Source organism: Actinophytocola algeriensis, assembly GCF_014203735.1.
Lineage (GTDB): Bacteria > Actinomycetota > Actinomycetes > Mycobacteriales > Pseudonocardiaceae > Actinophytocola > Actinophytocola algeriensis.
In genome coordinates this window covers 188,947-203,900 of the sequence record NZ_JACHJQ010000004.1, presented here as the reverse complement: position 1 = coordinate 203,900, position 14,954 = coordinate 188,947, and the positions used below count along the sequence as shown (strand labels likewise).

Sequence of the window (14,954 nt, the reverse complement as noted above, 5' to 3'; positions counted from 1 at the left end):
TCACATCTGCATCGTGTCGGTGTCGCAGTTCGCACGCACGTTCTGGTTGGCGGCCAGCGTCGCCGGGTGGTCGTCGCCCAGCACCTTGCGGAAGCTCGCCGACGTGTTGGTGTGCAGGATCGCGGCCTCGTTGCCGTTGCCCAGCAGGTTGAGGTCCATCGACAGGTTGTGCGACACCGCGAGGGTCGTCGGGTGCTCGGCGCCCAGCACCCGAACGCTGCGTTCGCGGGTGTCCTCGTCCAGCTGTCGGGCCTTCTCGGTTTCTCCCAGCTCCGCGAGATCGCTCGCCAGGTTCGCCCGCGCCACGAGCACGTACGGGTGGTCCTCGTTCAGCCGCTCGAGGAAACCGGCGATGGCGCGCTCGTTCAGCGCGCGTGCCTCGTCGACGTCACCGATGAGGCGGCGCGTGACGGCGAGGTTCGTCGCGGCGATCATGACGAACGGGTGCTCGGAGTAGTAGATGTTCTCGAAGTCCCGCACGCTGCGCAGCCCGAGCTCCAGGGACTTCTGCAGATCACCCATGTGGCGCAGCTCGGTGGTCATGTCCATCAGACCGGTCACCGTGTCGAGGTGGCCCTCACCGTGCCGCAGGCGGTAGCGGTTGTAGCAGTCCTCGGTCAGCTCCATGGCCTTCTCGTGCAGGCCCGCCTTGCGCCGGGCCACCGCGAGGCACCGGTCGCCACCGATGGTCGTCGGGTGGTCGCGGCCGAGGACCTCGGTGGCCAGTGTGCTCGTGTCCTCCTGCATCTCGCAGGCCTCGACGTAGAGCCCGCACTCACGGATGTCCATGGCGAGGCAGCTGCGGGTGTTGAGGGTCGCCGCGTGGTTGGCGCCCAGGATCGCGATCCTGCGCCGCAGGGTCTCCTGGTCGAGGTCACGAGCCTTGAAGTAGTCACCCACGAGACGCAGTGTGGCCGCGTAGTTGTTGGCGTAGCGCAGCGTCGCCGGGTCGTCCTCACCGAGGACACTCCTGGCGAGCTCCAGCGTGCTCGTGGCTTTGACCTGCTCGTCCTTGAACCTGCCCTCGGCCCGGTCGTCGACCAGCAGGACGTCGGCCATGGCGATGGTCGCCTCGTGCTCGTCGCCGAGGCTCTCGCGCATCTGCTGGTAGACCTCACTGCTGGTCTCCCGGGCGTCGGTCACGCGGCCGACACGGCGCAGCGCGCTGCCGATGTGGCGGCCCATGGTGAGCGTGTCCACGTGCGTAGCGCCCAGGGCGGTGGTCCACGCGTCCCGTGCGGACTCGGCCAGGTTGAGGGCGCCGTGGTAGTCGCCGGAGGCGAGCAGGTAGCGGACCAGGTTCGTGACGAGGCTGCGGACCCAGCTGTCCTGGCAGTCGACCGCTTTGGAGTTGATCGCATGAGGCAGGAGGTCGGCGTATACCGGCCAGTTGACGGCGTTGTCCGGGTCTCCCGGGTCGCCGTTCACGAGCATGAGGTGAACAGAGTGACGCATGTTGTCCCACTGGGTGCGGTCCAGCTGATCACGGAGAACAGCCTGAACTAGTCTGTGAAGCTGAATGGTGTTCCGGCTGTGGTCGATCTTCGCCAGGCTGTAGCGGTTGATCTCCCGGATCGCGTGGTTCAGCTGGATCGGGTCCGCGAAGGCCGCTGCCAGCGCGTCCGGGACCGGAGCGCCGCGCACGCCTGTGAACAGGCTGCGAGCGATGGGTTCTGGGCTGAAGAACGCGCAGACCTGGAGCAGTTCGAGTGCTCCCCTGCGGTCGTCCTTGAGTCGGTTGAGCGGGACGTTCCACGCGGCGGCGACAGGGAGCTCGTACTCGCTCGTCCCGCCGGCCTTCAGCAACTCGGCGCTGTTCTTGTCGAGCAGGCCGACGTACTCACCGACCGGCATGCCGGTCTGCGCACGCCACGACGCCGCCTGCTCCACCGCGAGCGGCAGGTCGCCGAGCGCCTCGGCCAAGCGGTCGGCGTCCTCGTCGGTGATGTTGCCGCCGCCCCTGCGGCGCAGGAGTTCCTTGCTCTCCGAGCGGGTGAACAGGTCGACCTCGACGGTGCGGGCCACGGTCCCCCATTCGGAGTTCCGCGACGTCACCACCACGTGCCCGAGGCCCCTCGGCAGGAAATGGCGCACGACCGCGGGATCTTCCGCGTTGTCGAACACCAGGATCCACCTGCGGTCCGGCATGCCGGACCGCAACACCTCGAGCACGGCGGGCACGGCCGTCTCCGCACTGCCCGCCTTGATGCCGAGCCTCTTGGCGAGGTCGACGAAACTCGACCGGATCTGGGTGGTGTGTTCCGACGGGATCCACCAGACGACGTCGTATTCGGTCGCGTGCCGGTAGATGTACTCGACGACGGTCTGGGATTTACCGACACCACCCATTCCGTGCAAGGCCTCTGGAAGCACCGCGGTCGCCTCGCCGGGTTGCATCAGGCGGACCCGCAATTGTTCGAGCAGTTCCTCCCGGCCGACGAAGTCGGGGTTCCGCAACGGCACCGAACCCCAGATCTGCGGTTGCCGCGACATAGCCCGACCAGTGCCAGTGCTTTCCGAATGACTCACTCCGGACGTGGTCATCTGGCCTCCTTCGGACAAAGGTCGCGATTCAGTAGCCGTCAATGGTCGTTCCTGTGAGTCTAGGGACTCCGATGCGGGCCCGGTGATCGTAGCGACGCCGGGAAGCTGCGTCCCGGTGCCCGGCACAACTCCGCTTCTTCCCAGCTTGAGCCGCAGGCGGCGGGCTTTGGGGGCGTACCGGCCCGACAGCGCGCGGAACACGGCCTCCTGCACCCGAAGGTACGGTCGTGCTTCCGGTGTCGGATCGGGCTCGGGTGTGTTGTCCGGGTCGGACAGCGCGTCCCGGAAATTTCGCACGATCGGATTACGTCCGGCGAGCTGCTCACCGACGAGGCGGGCCACCCGCACCGTGTCCCCGCGACGGCCGCTGGCCAGCAGTTCCTCGCGCACACCGCCGTAGAACTCGTAGTCGACGCCGTCGCCGACATCGGGCCGCAGCCGCGTTTTCCGCAACAAACCGCCGAGCAGTACCTCGGCGATCGCGGAAATGTCCGCACTCGGCAACAACACCCGTTGCACGAGTTTTATCGTGGGCATGGAAAGCGGTACCGCGGCCAGCAAAAGGGCCAATTGGAACGCGGGCACGGAAGCGAAAGTGCGGAAACGCAGGACGCGTTCCTTCGGCGGCATTTCCTCGGGTGTGTCGACCGGCGCGACCAGCGGTTCCTCGACCACGGCGTCCGGTTCCACGAAAACCGTCGTGCTGTTCACCCAGCCCGCACCGGGGACGGCGAGCAGGTGCGCCCAGCTCGACCACCAGTCGGGCGCGAGCCCCAGGACCGGGATGGGCACGGCCGACTCGTCCTTGACCGACACCCCGGCCTCGGTGCGCACCCGCAGCCGCGTGTTGGGGACGCCCGGCCGGTCGGCGCGGAGCCGGACCCGCACGGGGCTGAGACCGCTCCAGTGCCACAGGCGGTCGGGCAGCAGGTTCACCAGCGCGGTCGGGCTGTGCCGCGCCCACGACGCCACCACGCGCGGCGCGGCGCCGGTGCGCCACGCCTCGCCGATGCCGTCGGTGAGGACGAGGAAGAGGGTCCTGCCGGTCGGGTCGGCCTCGTCGCGCCACCCGCGCACGGCGCCGTCGGGGCCGTCGGTACGCAGCACGATGCCCTCGCCCGCGCCGTCGGTGCCGTCGAGCAGGAGGGTGCGGACGTTGCGGAACGCGCCCTGGCGGCGGAACAGGTCGCACAGCTCGCGGACCATCTGCTGCCACACGTCCGCGGCACCGGCGGTGTCGATCACCAGCACCAGCTCGAACTCGTGCCAGGACGCGGGCCGGAACGCGGGCAGCCACAACCGGTCCACCGCGGCGCGCTCCGCGGTGGCCTCCTCGTCCAGCTCCACCTGCCACGGGGAGGCGGTCCGCCTGCTGAGGACGCGAAGGGCCTTCGCGATCAGGCGCCGGTTGGGCAACGCCGGGGTGGTCGGCCAGACCAGGGGCGCGGTCTCCCCCGAGGCGTGGCGGTCGTACACGGCGGCGCGCACCGGGTGCGAGCGGCCGACCGTCCAGTCCTCCCGTTGCTGTTCGCCGACCGGTTCCGGTGCCGGCTCGCCGGGCTCCGGCGGCTCGGGCTGGTCCGGCGCGGGGTCCGGTGGCCGCGGCGGTGTCGACGACCGGGGCGGTTCCGTACGCGGCTGGGCCGGGGGGTCCGCGGTTCGCGGCGGCGGCGCACCACCGGGGTGGATCGCCCGCGCGAGCCACAGCGCGTCGCGGATCTCACGCCACTCGAGGTCGCCGGTACCCAGTCGCGGCTCGCCGCCGGACTCCCGGTCGTCCAGATGCGGGAAGATTCCCGAGTCGAGTCCGGGTCCGCCGCCAGGCGGATCCAGTGGCAGACCGCTCACGACGGCTCCTCGCGGGCTCCGAGCGGCCGCTCGCGGTCGCCCTGCGCCTTGTGATCCGCTCCGCAAGCTCCGCGCATGGGATCACCCCTCCGCGGACGACGAGAGCGGATGCCAGATCGCGGTCAGCAGTTCGTTCCAGTCCCCGTCCGGCTGGTAGGCCCCGGACGTGGACAGCTGCATCGCCATGTGCACGGCGTTCAACAACTGGTCGGACGCGAGGCCGCCCGTTGCCTCGCTGCGCTCCATGAACTCGGTGATCAGCCGGGAGATGTCGACGCCGTCGGTCTCCCCGAACTGCGCCGCCACCATCGCGCCGAGCTGCGCGAACGTCGGCGGGTCGACGTGCAGCTTGAGGCACCGGCGGAGGAACGGCGCCGGGAACTCGCGCTCCCCGTTCGACGTGATGATCACGAGCGGGAACGACCGGCAGCGGACCCGGCCCCTGCGCACCACCGCGGCGCCCTCGCGGTCGTCGGTCAACACCGTCACCTCATCATGACGGGCCGCGAGCCGGGACAGTTCAGGGATCTCGAACTCGCCGTCCTCGAAGACGTTCAGCAGATCGTTGGGCAGGTCGATGTCGGACTTGTCGAGCTCGTCGATCAACAGGACCCTGGGCCGCTCGTAGGGCAGCAGCGCGGTGCCGAGCGGACCGAGGTGCACGAACTCCCCGATGTCGGGCTCCTCGCCCTGCCGGGCGTTGATCTCCTGCACCCGCCCGATCGCGTCGTACAGGTACAGACCGTCCTTGAGCGCGGTGCGGCTCGTGACGGGCCACCGCAGCACCGGACCCAGTCCCAGCTCCCGCGCGACCAGGTACGCCAGGCTGGACTTCCCGGTGCCGGGCCTGCCGGTCACCAGCAACGGGCGCCGCAGGTAGATCGCGGCGTTGACCATCGCGACCTCGTGCTGGCTCGGCACCCACCCGGCGACACGCCTGCTGCCGATCCTGCGGTCGGCCTCACCGCTGTCGTCGGCGGGCACCTCGCGCACGGGCTCCCCGGAGAACCGGCGCCACGGCGGCGGATCCGGCAGCTTGTCGACGGTCCCGGGCAACCCCGTGCCGCGGTAGACGTGCCAGTCCGCACGCGACGTCTCGATCGGCTGTGCACTCATGCCACGGCCTCCCTCGGCGCGCCGAGGTCCGGCGGCACGACCAACCGCATCGGGTCGTCCCACAGGAGAGCGAGGCAGTGACCGACGTGCCCCGCGTGCGACTTGTACGCGGTGTTCCGCACCTGCTTCACGCGCTCCAGAACACCCGCACCATCACCGTGCAACACCTCGCGCGCGGCCGCCAAGAACTCCTCCGAATCGCAATGCTCGCGATGCCAAACCATGATCGGCACGCCGGCGCGCAGACCGACAGCGACTTCTGCCCCACCGGCTTCCGAGCCGTCCGGCGGGGCACTGAGGGTGAGCGACACCAGCTTGGCGTTGTTCTCGAAATCGGCCACCAGCCTACGGATACCGTCACCCCCCTCGGAGTGCTGGGCGGAGTCCTCGTCGACCGCGCCGTACAGCTGCAGCTGACCAGTCAGAACGCTCCAGCGCGCGTGCCAGTGCCGATGCCAGTGCCCTGTCTGCATTCGCTCCAGTGAGCGAATTGCAAATGAGTAACGACAACCGATGGGTACCGGTGGAAGCATGCTTTCCACTTCCCAGGACCACTGGTCGATGTCGAGGTTCAACAATTCACTCGAAAGAACTACTTCGATCCGGATGTCCGGCTGGTACTTCGCCCATTTGGTTTCCACTTCCTCGATCAACACCGCCACCTGGCGTTTCACCTCGTCCAGTGTGCCGGTGAAGTCGGTGCCCCGCTTGGGGTGCCACCCTTCGGAAAGGTCGATCTGCGACCAGTGGTCGAGCTGGTACAACTCGCCCGCCAGCCCGACGCGGCGCAGCAACAGCACCAGGTACGCGGGCTCGTTCGGCGCGGGACCCGGTGGCGGGGCACGGAAAGCGCGCCGGAGCGCCTGCAGTTCGGTGATCACGCTGAGCCTGCTCGCCTGCCGGTCGGACCACCGCCGCAGTTCCGTGGACAGCTCGGGCCGCCGCCCGTGTGCGAGGTACTCGACGAACACGATCGGCTTGGGCAGACCGGTCGCGTCGGCGTTCAAAGTCTCCAAGGTGAGGAATACCTCGCGATACGTCGTTTCGGCCGGCAGTTCCGGTCCGTTCGCACCGGCCACCTGGTGGTACAGCTCCACGAGGTCCTTGAAGATCATCCCGGACAACAAGCCGAACAGCCGTTCGCGCTCCTCTTCCGGCCACAGCACATCCGCATCGCGTTCCGCGACGATCCGCTCGACCTCCCGCAAGTAAATCGTGCCCTTGTCGAGTTCACCTATAATTTCGAGCAGCGCGGCGAGCCCGTCGGACCGGCGTTCGCACACCTCGACGATGTTGAACAGGTGCTGCTCGACCCGCGCGCTCTCCTCGATGGGCAGATGACCGAGGCGGTCGTTCAACAGGCGGACGACAAAATTCCGGTCCTGCTGGGAAGCCAGGCACGGCAGGTCCTGCAACGCGCGGACCAGCGGCCACAGCGGGCCACCGACGCCACCCGCTCCGCTCGACGCCACGAGGCCGCTCCTCTCCCGCATTCCGGCCGGAACAACGTTCACGCGGCGCCGGTGAGCAGCGCCACGAGCCGGTTCAGCGGAGCCGAACCACTCGGTTCCTGGCCTGAGATCGCCGTGACCAGTTCCACCACACCATCCTCGAAGTCGAGGCAGGTGCGCAAGATCGACGTCACGTGCGCCCTGCGGTTGGCAAAGTAGCGGACCGAGCCCGCGAACCGCAGCTGTTCGACGACAAGACCACGCCGGTGCTCGTCCTGCATGCAGGGCACGGCCTCGATCGCGTCGACCACCTGGTAGAACTCCGGCGACGCGGGCAGCACCGGCGGGGTGAGGACGACCGGTTTCCCCCGGCCGGCCGGGGCGTTCGGCCACCGCCGCTCGACCTCACGCGGCCTGTCCGGTGCGCGGCGTGCACCGTCGGGGAGCCGGATCCAGCCGAACCCGTTGGTCTCCTTGACATCCACGGTGACCTGGTCGTACTCGTCCGGCGCGTACTGGGGGCGGTGCCGGATGACCTCGTCGTAGAACCAGGCCGACACCATGACCGCGAGCACGCCCGTGGATTCGGCGAGCGCTTCCTTGAGCGGTGGTGAGTCGAGCAGCCGGAAGGCGTGGATGATCGCCGGCCCGGTCACGCCCCGCCTGTCGCGCGTGATCTCGCCGGCGTGCAGCACCAGCCGCAGCCGCATCCGTTCTTCCGGCGGGTGCGCGGCATTGTGCGCCTGAAGTGCGGAAACCACGGCCAGGGGCAGTTTCTCCGCGAACGCGCTCTTGCCGACGGTGGCCGGTGCGAGCGCGAGGATGCCATCCCCCGCACCTTCCTGGTAACAGTCCGCCCACGGAATTCCGGACTGGAGAAAGGCCTGTTCAACAGCCTGGTACATACCTTCACGAAGCGCGACGTAGTTCACCCGGGTACGCGACATCCCGCCGAAACCGGCGATGTCGACCGCACAGATCGTCGTGTGCTCGTCCTCAGCCATCCTGTTCACCCCCAACTCGCTGTCAATCAAGGATGCCTACGCCATTTCACCTGGGCAAGCCGCCATGGGGCCGGTTCGGCGAATAGGGCAATGTGTCCATGATTTGTCCAGTCCGGACGGTGCGGCACGGGGAACACGCGGTCGTGATCGCACGGGCTCGGTGGCACGGCTCAGCGGCACGGTTCAGCGGCACGGTTCAGCGGACGCGGAAAACCGGGCCCCTCGGGGTGAACGGCAGCCGCGCACCAGCCGGGACCAGGAACGCGTGCTCGCGGCGAACGCGCACCACGTCGCACTCGGCGTCGGTGATCACCAGGATCGGCCCGTCCGGCGGGAAGTCCGGCGCGTGTTCGAGGAGGCGCACGCCCGGCTGCAGCACGGTCCCGCCGCGGCCGCGGACCGTCACCCGGCCCGCGATGTCCGACGGCGCCAGGTAGCCCGCGTCGTAGGCGACGGCGTCGCAGAACACGACCCGTGCGGCCGGGACGTCGTGGGCGAGCGCGTACGACGCGATCGCCCCGAGTGCCTTGCCGAGCAGTTCGGTGTCCATGGAGCCGGACGTGTCGAGCACGACGCCGAACGTGTGCCGTGGCGTCAGTTCCTCCGGGCGCAGCTTGCCCGGCCGCGGGATGTCCGGTGTCGCGGCCTGGCGGCGGGACGGACGGGCGTAGGTGCGCTTCGGCTCCGGTGTGCGCAGGTGCTCGTCGAACCAGCGCGCGAGCTGTGCGTCCCACGGCAGCGGCGGGTGGTCCAGCGCCCGGATCTCCTCCTCCAGCCCGGCGGGCAGCAGGCCGCGGCCGCTGGTGTGGTGGTACTCCAGGCCCTGCGACAGGGCGCGGCGGTAGAAGTCGTCCAGGTCCACGTTCTTCGCGCGGTCCCACGGCATCGGCCTGCCCGTCGTGCGCCGGGAGCTCCGCCGCGCGGCCGCGTCCGGCTCGGACAGCCAGTCGCCGAGCACGTCCCCGTCGGGCGTGCCGAACGTGCGCAGCCGCCGCGCCCTGCGCAGGTCGGTGACGAGCGTGTCGTACACGGACTCGGCGGACAGCCCGGTCAGCTGCTGGTCGAACAGCCCGCCGTCGGGCAGGTGCCCGACGGCCATCGCGACGAGCCAGCCGTTGATCACGAAGTCGCAGGCGACGTTCCACAGGTACGGGTCGCGGCCCTGCGCGCGGCGGTCGTGGCCGAGCGCGGCGTGCAGCATCTCGTGGGCCAGCACGAACCGCCATTCCTCCGCCGTGAGCGAGGTGTGCGGATTGACGTAGATCTCGCCGTGCTCGGCCGACACCGCGGCGACGCTGATGTTCCACGCCCGCGCGACGTCGGCGTCCACCACGATCGTGAACCCGCTGGCCACCGCGCCGAGCAGTGGGAACGACGAGACGAACCACGACAGCGCCCGGTCCCACTCGCGACGCGGCCGCAGGTGCGCGGTCTGCCCTCGGGACTCCGCGGCACGGGTGATCGCCTCGGTGGCCGCGTCGGTCAGCCCGAGCGCGAAGTGCTGGTCCCACTGGGGTTTCTTCACGGGCCGGCAGTCCGTGGCCGACGACGGCACGAGGCACGGGTGGTCGCCGTTGGTGCCCAGTGCCGCGAACTCGGGTGGCACCCCGGTGTCGCGCCAGCGCCTGGCCAGCGCGTCCTCGTTGTCACCGGGCAGTTCCGGCATCAGCACCAGCGCGCGGCCGACGCGCACGGTCTGCGCGAACCGGTTGACCGCCACGCAGCACGCGACGGTGTGGACGCGGTCGTGGTGGTCGTCCCCCTCGGCGTGGCCGAGGCCCAGGTGCAGCAGGAGGTGCGCGAACACCCACGCCCACTCGGCAGGCTCCCCGTCGCGTTCGGCGTTGACGGTGACCATGCCGTGCGCGTCGACGACCGCCCACGCGTCGACGCCGGTCAGGCTCACCTCGGGGCGCAGGTGGACCGCGTCGGCGAGCCTGCGCAGGACCGCGTGGTCGCGGACCGCCGCCCAGCCCGCCGCCCGCGCCTTCGCCCTGCGCTCCCGCCGCTCGGCCTCGGACGTCTTCTTGCTCATGACCGGGCGGCGACCAGCCGGGGCATGTCCCTCGCGGCCTCGACGAGGAACCACGCGGGCAGCGGCGTCCCCTCGGCGTCCTCCGCGATGACGAGCTGCGCCATCTCGAGCGAGAGCTCGGCCAGTTCGACGAGCAGTGCCTTCGCGCGGAACGCGAACTGGCGCACCCCGCCGGACGCGTGCCGCCGGTCGGCGGGCAGCTCCTTCGCGAGCCGCGCACGGAAGGTCTCGGCGAGGAAGTACAGCAGGTCGCGGTCCTCCGGCGCGTGCGGCCACCGCCGGTCGCCCTTGATGATCGCGTCGAGGTCGTAGGCGTGGCGGGCGACCTTGAGGTAGGCCAGGAACGCGCTCGCGTGCTTCGGGGTGAGGGTGCCGTGCCCGAGCAACGCGACGGTGTCGTCGTTCAACGCGTCATCACCGTAGGAGATCAGCACGTCGGACAGCATGTGCCAGGCCCGGGGCGTGGAGAACGGCTCCTCGGTCTTGGGCGGCTGGCTCCACAGGTGGTCCGGCCGCTGGGTGAGGTACTCGACGATCCACGGGTGGATGCCGTTGTCGACCGCCCAGGTGAGCCAGTCGGCGGCCGAGGCGCGCAGGTGGATGTGCACGAGCCGGTTGACCAGCGCCGACGCCATCGGCCGCGCGAGCGCCTGGTCGGTGGCGCGGTTCCCGGCACCCACCACGACCGACCCGGCGGGCAGCTCGTAGGACCCGATGCGCCGATCGAGGATGAGCGAGTAGAACGCCTTCTGCACATCGGGTGCGGCGGCGTTCAGCTCGTCGAGGAACAACACGTAGGGCGTCTCCCTGGCGATCTCCACGGGCGGGCAGAACTGACTGCGCCCGTCGACGATCCGCGGCACCCCCATGAGGTCCTCCGGCGCGAGCTGCGTACCGATCAGCGACACGCAGTCCAGCCCGAGCGACGCGGCGAACTGCCGCACGAGCGACGACTTCCCGATCCCGGGCGCACCCCAGAGGAACACGGGCCGCACGACGGCGACGTTCAGCAGCACCTCGGGCAACTGCGCGGGCGTGACCGTCTTCGTGGCGTGCACGGTGGAACCTCCTGCGTCCTCAGGACATCCCGTTGGTGCGACGCCCCCTTCCTGTGACTGATGATCGCGTGCTTCCCGTTCCCCCGCACCCAAATATCAGCCGACAGCGCGGACCACCCGTCAGATCGCTTCCTCCCTCTCGAGCACGGCGTTGCGGACCTTCGCCGGGAGCCGCAGCCGGGGATCTGCCATCACCGGCGCGACGTCCGTGGCGTCCGGGTCCAGGGTCGCCGCCGCGAGGCGGTCGAACAGCTCCGCCTGTTCGCCCGCCACCGGCGCACTGGGCTCGGGCATCGCACCCCACTCGTCCCACGGCAGCAGTTCGACCTTCAGCAGCGCGGCCGCGTCGCGCATCAGGTTGCCCGCGATCCACCACGCGCCGGACTCCTTCGTCACCGACAGCCCGAAGTCGTCCTGCGACACCGTGCCCGCGCGCCACTGCCGCCACGCGTCCCCGGCGATCACGAAGCGGTCCCGTGGCACGTCGGTCACGTCGAAGTCGATCGCGAGTACCTCGCGCTGCTTCGCGTCGAGTTGTGCGTCCACCAGGCGCCACTGGTCGCCCGTCCAGTACTCGCACACCCAGTGGTCCTCGAAGAACCCCGGCGTGAAGTAGCCGCCGAAGCCGCAACGGGCGCGCGCCGGCACCCCGTGCGCACGCAACGCCGACACGATGAGCACGGTGAAGTGCCTGCAGTTCACGGCCACCCGCTGCCCGGGCGGTCGTGCTGCCGTCAGGGGTTCGGGCGAGGCCGCCAGTACCCGCTCGAGCAACCGGCCGACCTCCCGGATGTGCACCGTCATCCGCGTGGTCTCGTCCAACGTGACGCCGTACGCGCCCGCCCAGTGTTCGTGCAGCAGCAACCCGTGCCCGATCTCGGTGAGGGCGCGCACGTCGGCGGGCAGGTCCGCGAGGATGGCGGCGTCGGTCATCCGGCCCGGGATGGCATAGGCGTTCGGCATGTCACCGACTGTGTCACGGGCCACCGGCAGAAAACGGTGTGCCGGGGCACCCCCAGGGCCCCGGCACACCGGGGCTGATGATCGGGCACAAGGCTAAGTCCTCACTACATTCTGGACATTTCGCTGGTCAGCGCCCCTGTCACCCGAGGACGAGGAGACCGGTCGCGGCGCCTGCGCAGACAAGTCCGGCTATTTGGGCGCCGCTCAGCCGTTCCCGGAGCAACGTGATGCCGAGCAGCACGGGGATGGCCGGGTAGAGCGAAGACAGCACGACGGCGACGGTCACCAGTTGCTGCCACGTGGCGAGCAGGTAGCAGATCAGCGCGACCGCGGCCATCGCCCCGACGGCGGCGGCCGGGACCACCGCCGTCACGGGCCTGCGCACCGCGGGCAGCACGACGAGTGCCGCCGCGACCCGTCCCGCGACGACCGCCCACAGCCCGGCGTCGGCCTGCGCGAGTGCCAGGTACTGCACGGCGATGCCGACGCTCGCGACCAGCGCGTCCGTGACCCCGTCCGGTTTCGCGGGGCCCCCGGTGCGCGCGACCAGCCACAGCGCGGGCACCGCCACCGCGATGCCGGCCCACGCGAGCACCGACGGCCGGTCCCCCAGCAGGACGACCCCCACCACGACGGGGATCGCCACCCCGCCGACCGCACTGACCGGCACCACGACACTCATCGCACCGCGGCTGATGCCCCGGTACAGGAACAACATTCCGAGCCCGGTGCCGACCCCGGAGAGCGCACCCCAGCCCAGTCCCGCCAGGCTCACCTCTGCGGGCACGAACGGCGCCGCGGCCAGCGCGAACACCAGCCCGCCGACCTGCCCGACGAACGCGACCGTCCCGAAGTGCACGCGGCGGGACAGCACCCCGCCCGCGTAGTCCGCGACCCCGTACACGAGCGCCGAGGCCAGCGCGAGCAACGCGCCCATGTCAGCGCTCGCTCTCCCGGGCGGCCTGGCCGACCGGGCACACCGCGTCCGCCGTGCACGCGGTCCGGTCGCACAGGCGGCACATCAGATCCGCGCTGCCGATGTCCCCGTACAGACTGGTGAGGAGCTTCTCCAGCACCACCCCGAGCCGCTCCCGCTCGGCGGCCGACAGCGCCGACAGCACCTCGCGCAGGGTCCGCGCACGCGCCGCCAGCACGTCCTGCGCGGCGGCGCGGCCCGCCGGGGTGAGGCGCACCAGCACCGCCCGGCCCGCCCGCGGCGACCGTTCGGCCAGACCCGCGCCGACCAGGCCGTCCACCAGCCTGGTGGCCGCGGACTGCGTCAGCCCGACCTGCCTGCCCAGCTCGGTGCCACCGAGCGGACCGGACGCCAGCACCACGACCGCGGCGGCGCTGCTCGCGTTCAGCCCGCCGGTGACGTTCCGCAGCGTGAGGTCGGCGACCGCCAGACCGCACGCGCCGAGCAGGTTCGCCAGGCGTGACTCATGCATGCCTCATGCATGCCACGGACGAGCCTTCGCCAAACGTCGCCAGAACGCCGGGTACACCTCCTCGACCAGAGCGCACCGGGCCCGCTCCTGCTCCAGCAGCAACCCGTAGGTGAACCCGTTCTCGCCCGCCATGTGGGCCTGCATGCCCAGGTCACGCAGTACGGGCTGGGCGACCGTGCCGTCCTGGTGCGCGCCGAGCACCTTGGTGAAGTCCTTCGCCCGCTTCCGCGCCTTCTTCGCGGTCTTGCCCATGGCGGGTTCGGCGACCTCCAGTGCGTAGCGGTACCGCTTCGCCGCCTTCCGCGCCCGGTGCAGCGTGTCGTCCGACAGGCGGCGCTTCGTCTTCCGGTACGCCCGCCGCACGTGCTTCGGCAGCTCCTTCGCCGCGGGCCGGGACGCCCGCCGCGGCAGGTCGGGCTGGGCCAGCAGCCGGGCCAGGCCGTCGAGCACCCGGCGGTACCGCTTCGAGGCCAGCGTGGCGATCACGGTCTCGCGGGCCGCGGCGGCGGCCGGTGAGAAGTGCCGGGTCAGCCGCGCGGCAACCGGCCCGACGACCAGTTCCGTCGGCAGCGTCCCCACCGAGGCGGACAGGTGTTCCTCCTGCACCTCCAGGTCGCGCGCGTCGGCGAGCTGCCGCCCCAGCCACCGCAGGTCGGTCCGCAGCTGCTCGGTGTCCGGCAGGAGCCGCTCGTACACCCGCAGCGCGGCCCGCAGCCGCCGCGCCGCCACCCGCAGCTGGTGCACGGCGTCCTGCGCGTCCCTGCGGGCCAGCAGGTCCTGGGTCACCAGCGCGTCGAACTGCCCGCCGAGGTACGCGAGCACCGCCTCCCCCGCGGTGCCCTTCGCGTCCGGGATGGCCACCGAGGGCGGTGGCACGACCCGCGCCAGCTTGGAGCTGTGGCCCGCCCGCCGGATGCCCGCCTTGCGCAGGACCTTCTCCGCGCCGGCCAGCACGCCGGTCGCGCCGGCGTCGGCCAGCTCGACCTCCAGCTCCCGCCATTCGTCCACATTGGACGAGCCGTCGAGCCGGGTCGCGGTCACGCGGTCGTCGGTCACCTCGGCGACGGGCCTGCCCCCGTCGCCCGCCAGCTCCCACACCCGGCGGGACGTCTTGAGCTGGGCGATCGGGCGGAGCGCGGCGCCGCGGGTCATGGCGAGCGTCAGGTTCGCCAGCTCGTCCGGCGGCGCGTTGGTGGCATCCTCCGGCCGGTCGTCGAGCGGCACCCGCAGCTCCGTGCGCGAGTCCGCACCGGCGGGCACCTTGAGGTGCCAGCCCGCGTCAGCGCCACCCGTGCGCCTGCGCAGCGTCGCGCCGTACCGGGCGAGCCGCTGGTCGGCGGTGTCGAAGTAGACGGCCGACAGGTGTTCCGACCTCGGCCCGTGCACGTCCGTGACGCCCGGGATGTCCGACCACTTGGGCAGTTTGGTGTCCGCGGCGGTCTCGTACTTGCGTTCGGTCTCGGCGTGGGAGGTGACAGACATACTCC

At 70.8% G+C, this 14,954-nt stretch carries 10 protein-coding genes; all 10 read right to left on the bottom strand.

What is annotated here, in order from left to right; all coding sequences use genetic code 11:
• Positions 1-4,392, bottom strand: a complete 4,392-nt coding sequence (gene fxsT / locus FHR82_RS18795) for an FxSxx-COOH system tetratricopeptide repeat protein (protein WP_184811767.1) — start codon at positions 4,390-4,392, stop codon at positions 1-3.
• A gap of 81 nt (positions 4,393-4,473) precedes the next feature.
• Positions 4,474-5,508, bottom strand: coding sequence for an AAA family ATPase (locus tag FHR82_RS18790; RefSeq protein ID WP_184811766.1), 1,035 nt, complete (start codon positions 5,506-5,508; stop codon positions 4,474-4,476).
• Positions 5,505-6,980 (bottom strand): VMAP-C domain-containing protein, encoded by a 1,476-nt coding sequence (locus FHR82_RS18785; protein WP_184811765.1) that lies wholly within the window; start codon positions 6,978-6,980, stop codon positions 5,505-5,507. Before FHR82_RS18785 ends, FHR82_RS18790 begins: the two co-directional genes overlap by 4 nt.
• Before the next feature lie 38 nt (positions 6,981-7,018).
• Entirely contained in the window at positions 7,019-7,963 is a 945-nt protein-coding gene (locus FHR82_RS18780) for an effector-associated domain 2-containing protein (RefSeq protein WP_184811764.1), read from the bottom strand.
• Between the two features lie 196 nt (positions 7,964-8,159).
• Positions 8,160-9,998: a vWA domain-containing protein gene (locus FHR82_RS18775; RefSeq protein ID WP_184811763.1), complete on the bottom strand. Its 1,839-nt coding sequence runs from the start codon at positions 9,996-9,998 to the stop codon at positions 8,160-8,162.
• A complete protein-coding gene (locus FHR82_RS18770; RefSeq protein WP_184811762.1) occupies positions 9,995-11,056 on the bottom strand; it encodes an AAA family ATPase in 1,062 nt (353 codons plus the stop codon). Before FHR82_RS18770 ends, FHR82_RS18775 begins: the two co-directional genes overlap by 4 nt.
• A 120-nt stretch (positions 11,057-11,176) precedes the next feature.
• Entirely contained in the window at positions 11,177-12,019 is an 843-nt protein-coding gene (locus FHR82_RS18765; RefSeq protein ID WP_184811761.1) for a transglutaminase-like domain-containing protein, read from the bottom strand.
• A 139-nt stretch (positions 12,020-12,158) separates the two neighbouring features.
• Positions 12,159-12,956, bottom strand: coding sequence for an EamA family transporter (locus FHR82_RS18760; protein ID WP_184811760.1), 798 nt, complete (start codon positions 12,954-12,956; stop codon positions 12,159-12,161).
• A gap of 1 nt (position 12,957) precedes the next feature.
• Positions 12,958-13,467 carry a MarR family winged helix-turn-helix transcriptional regulator gene (locus tag FHR82_RS18755; protein ID WP_184811759.1) on the bottom strand — a complete coding sequence of 170 codons (510 nt, stop codon included), beginning with the start codon at positions 13,465-13,467 and terminating at the stop codon, positions 12,958-12,960.
• Between the two features lie 3 nt (positions 13,468-13,470).
• On the bottom strand, positions 13,471-14,949 hold the full coding sequence (locus tag FHR82_RS18750; RefSeq protein WP_184811758.1) for a CYTH and CHAD domain-containing protein: 1,479 nt from the start codon (positions 14,947-14,949) through the stop codon (positions 13,471-13,473).
• Positions 14,950-14,954: the final 5 nt, after the last annotated feature.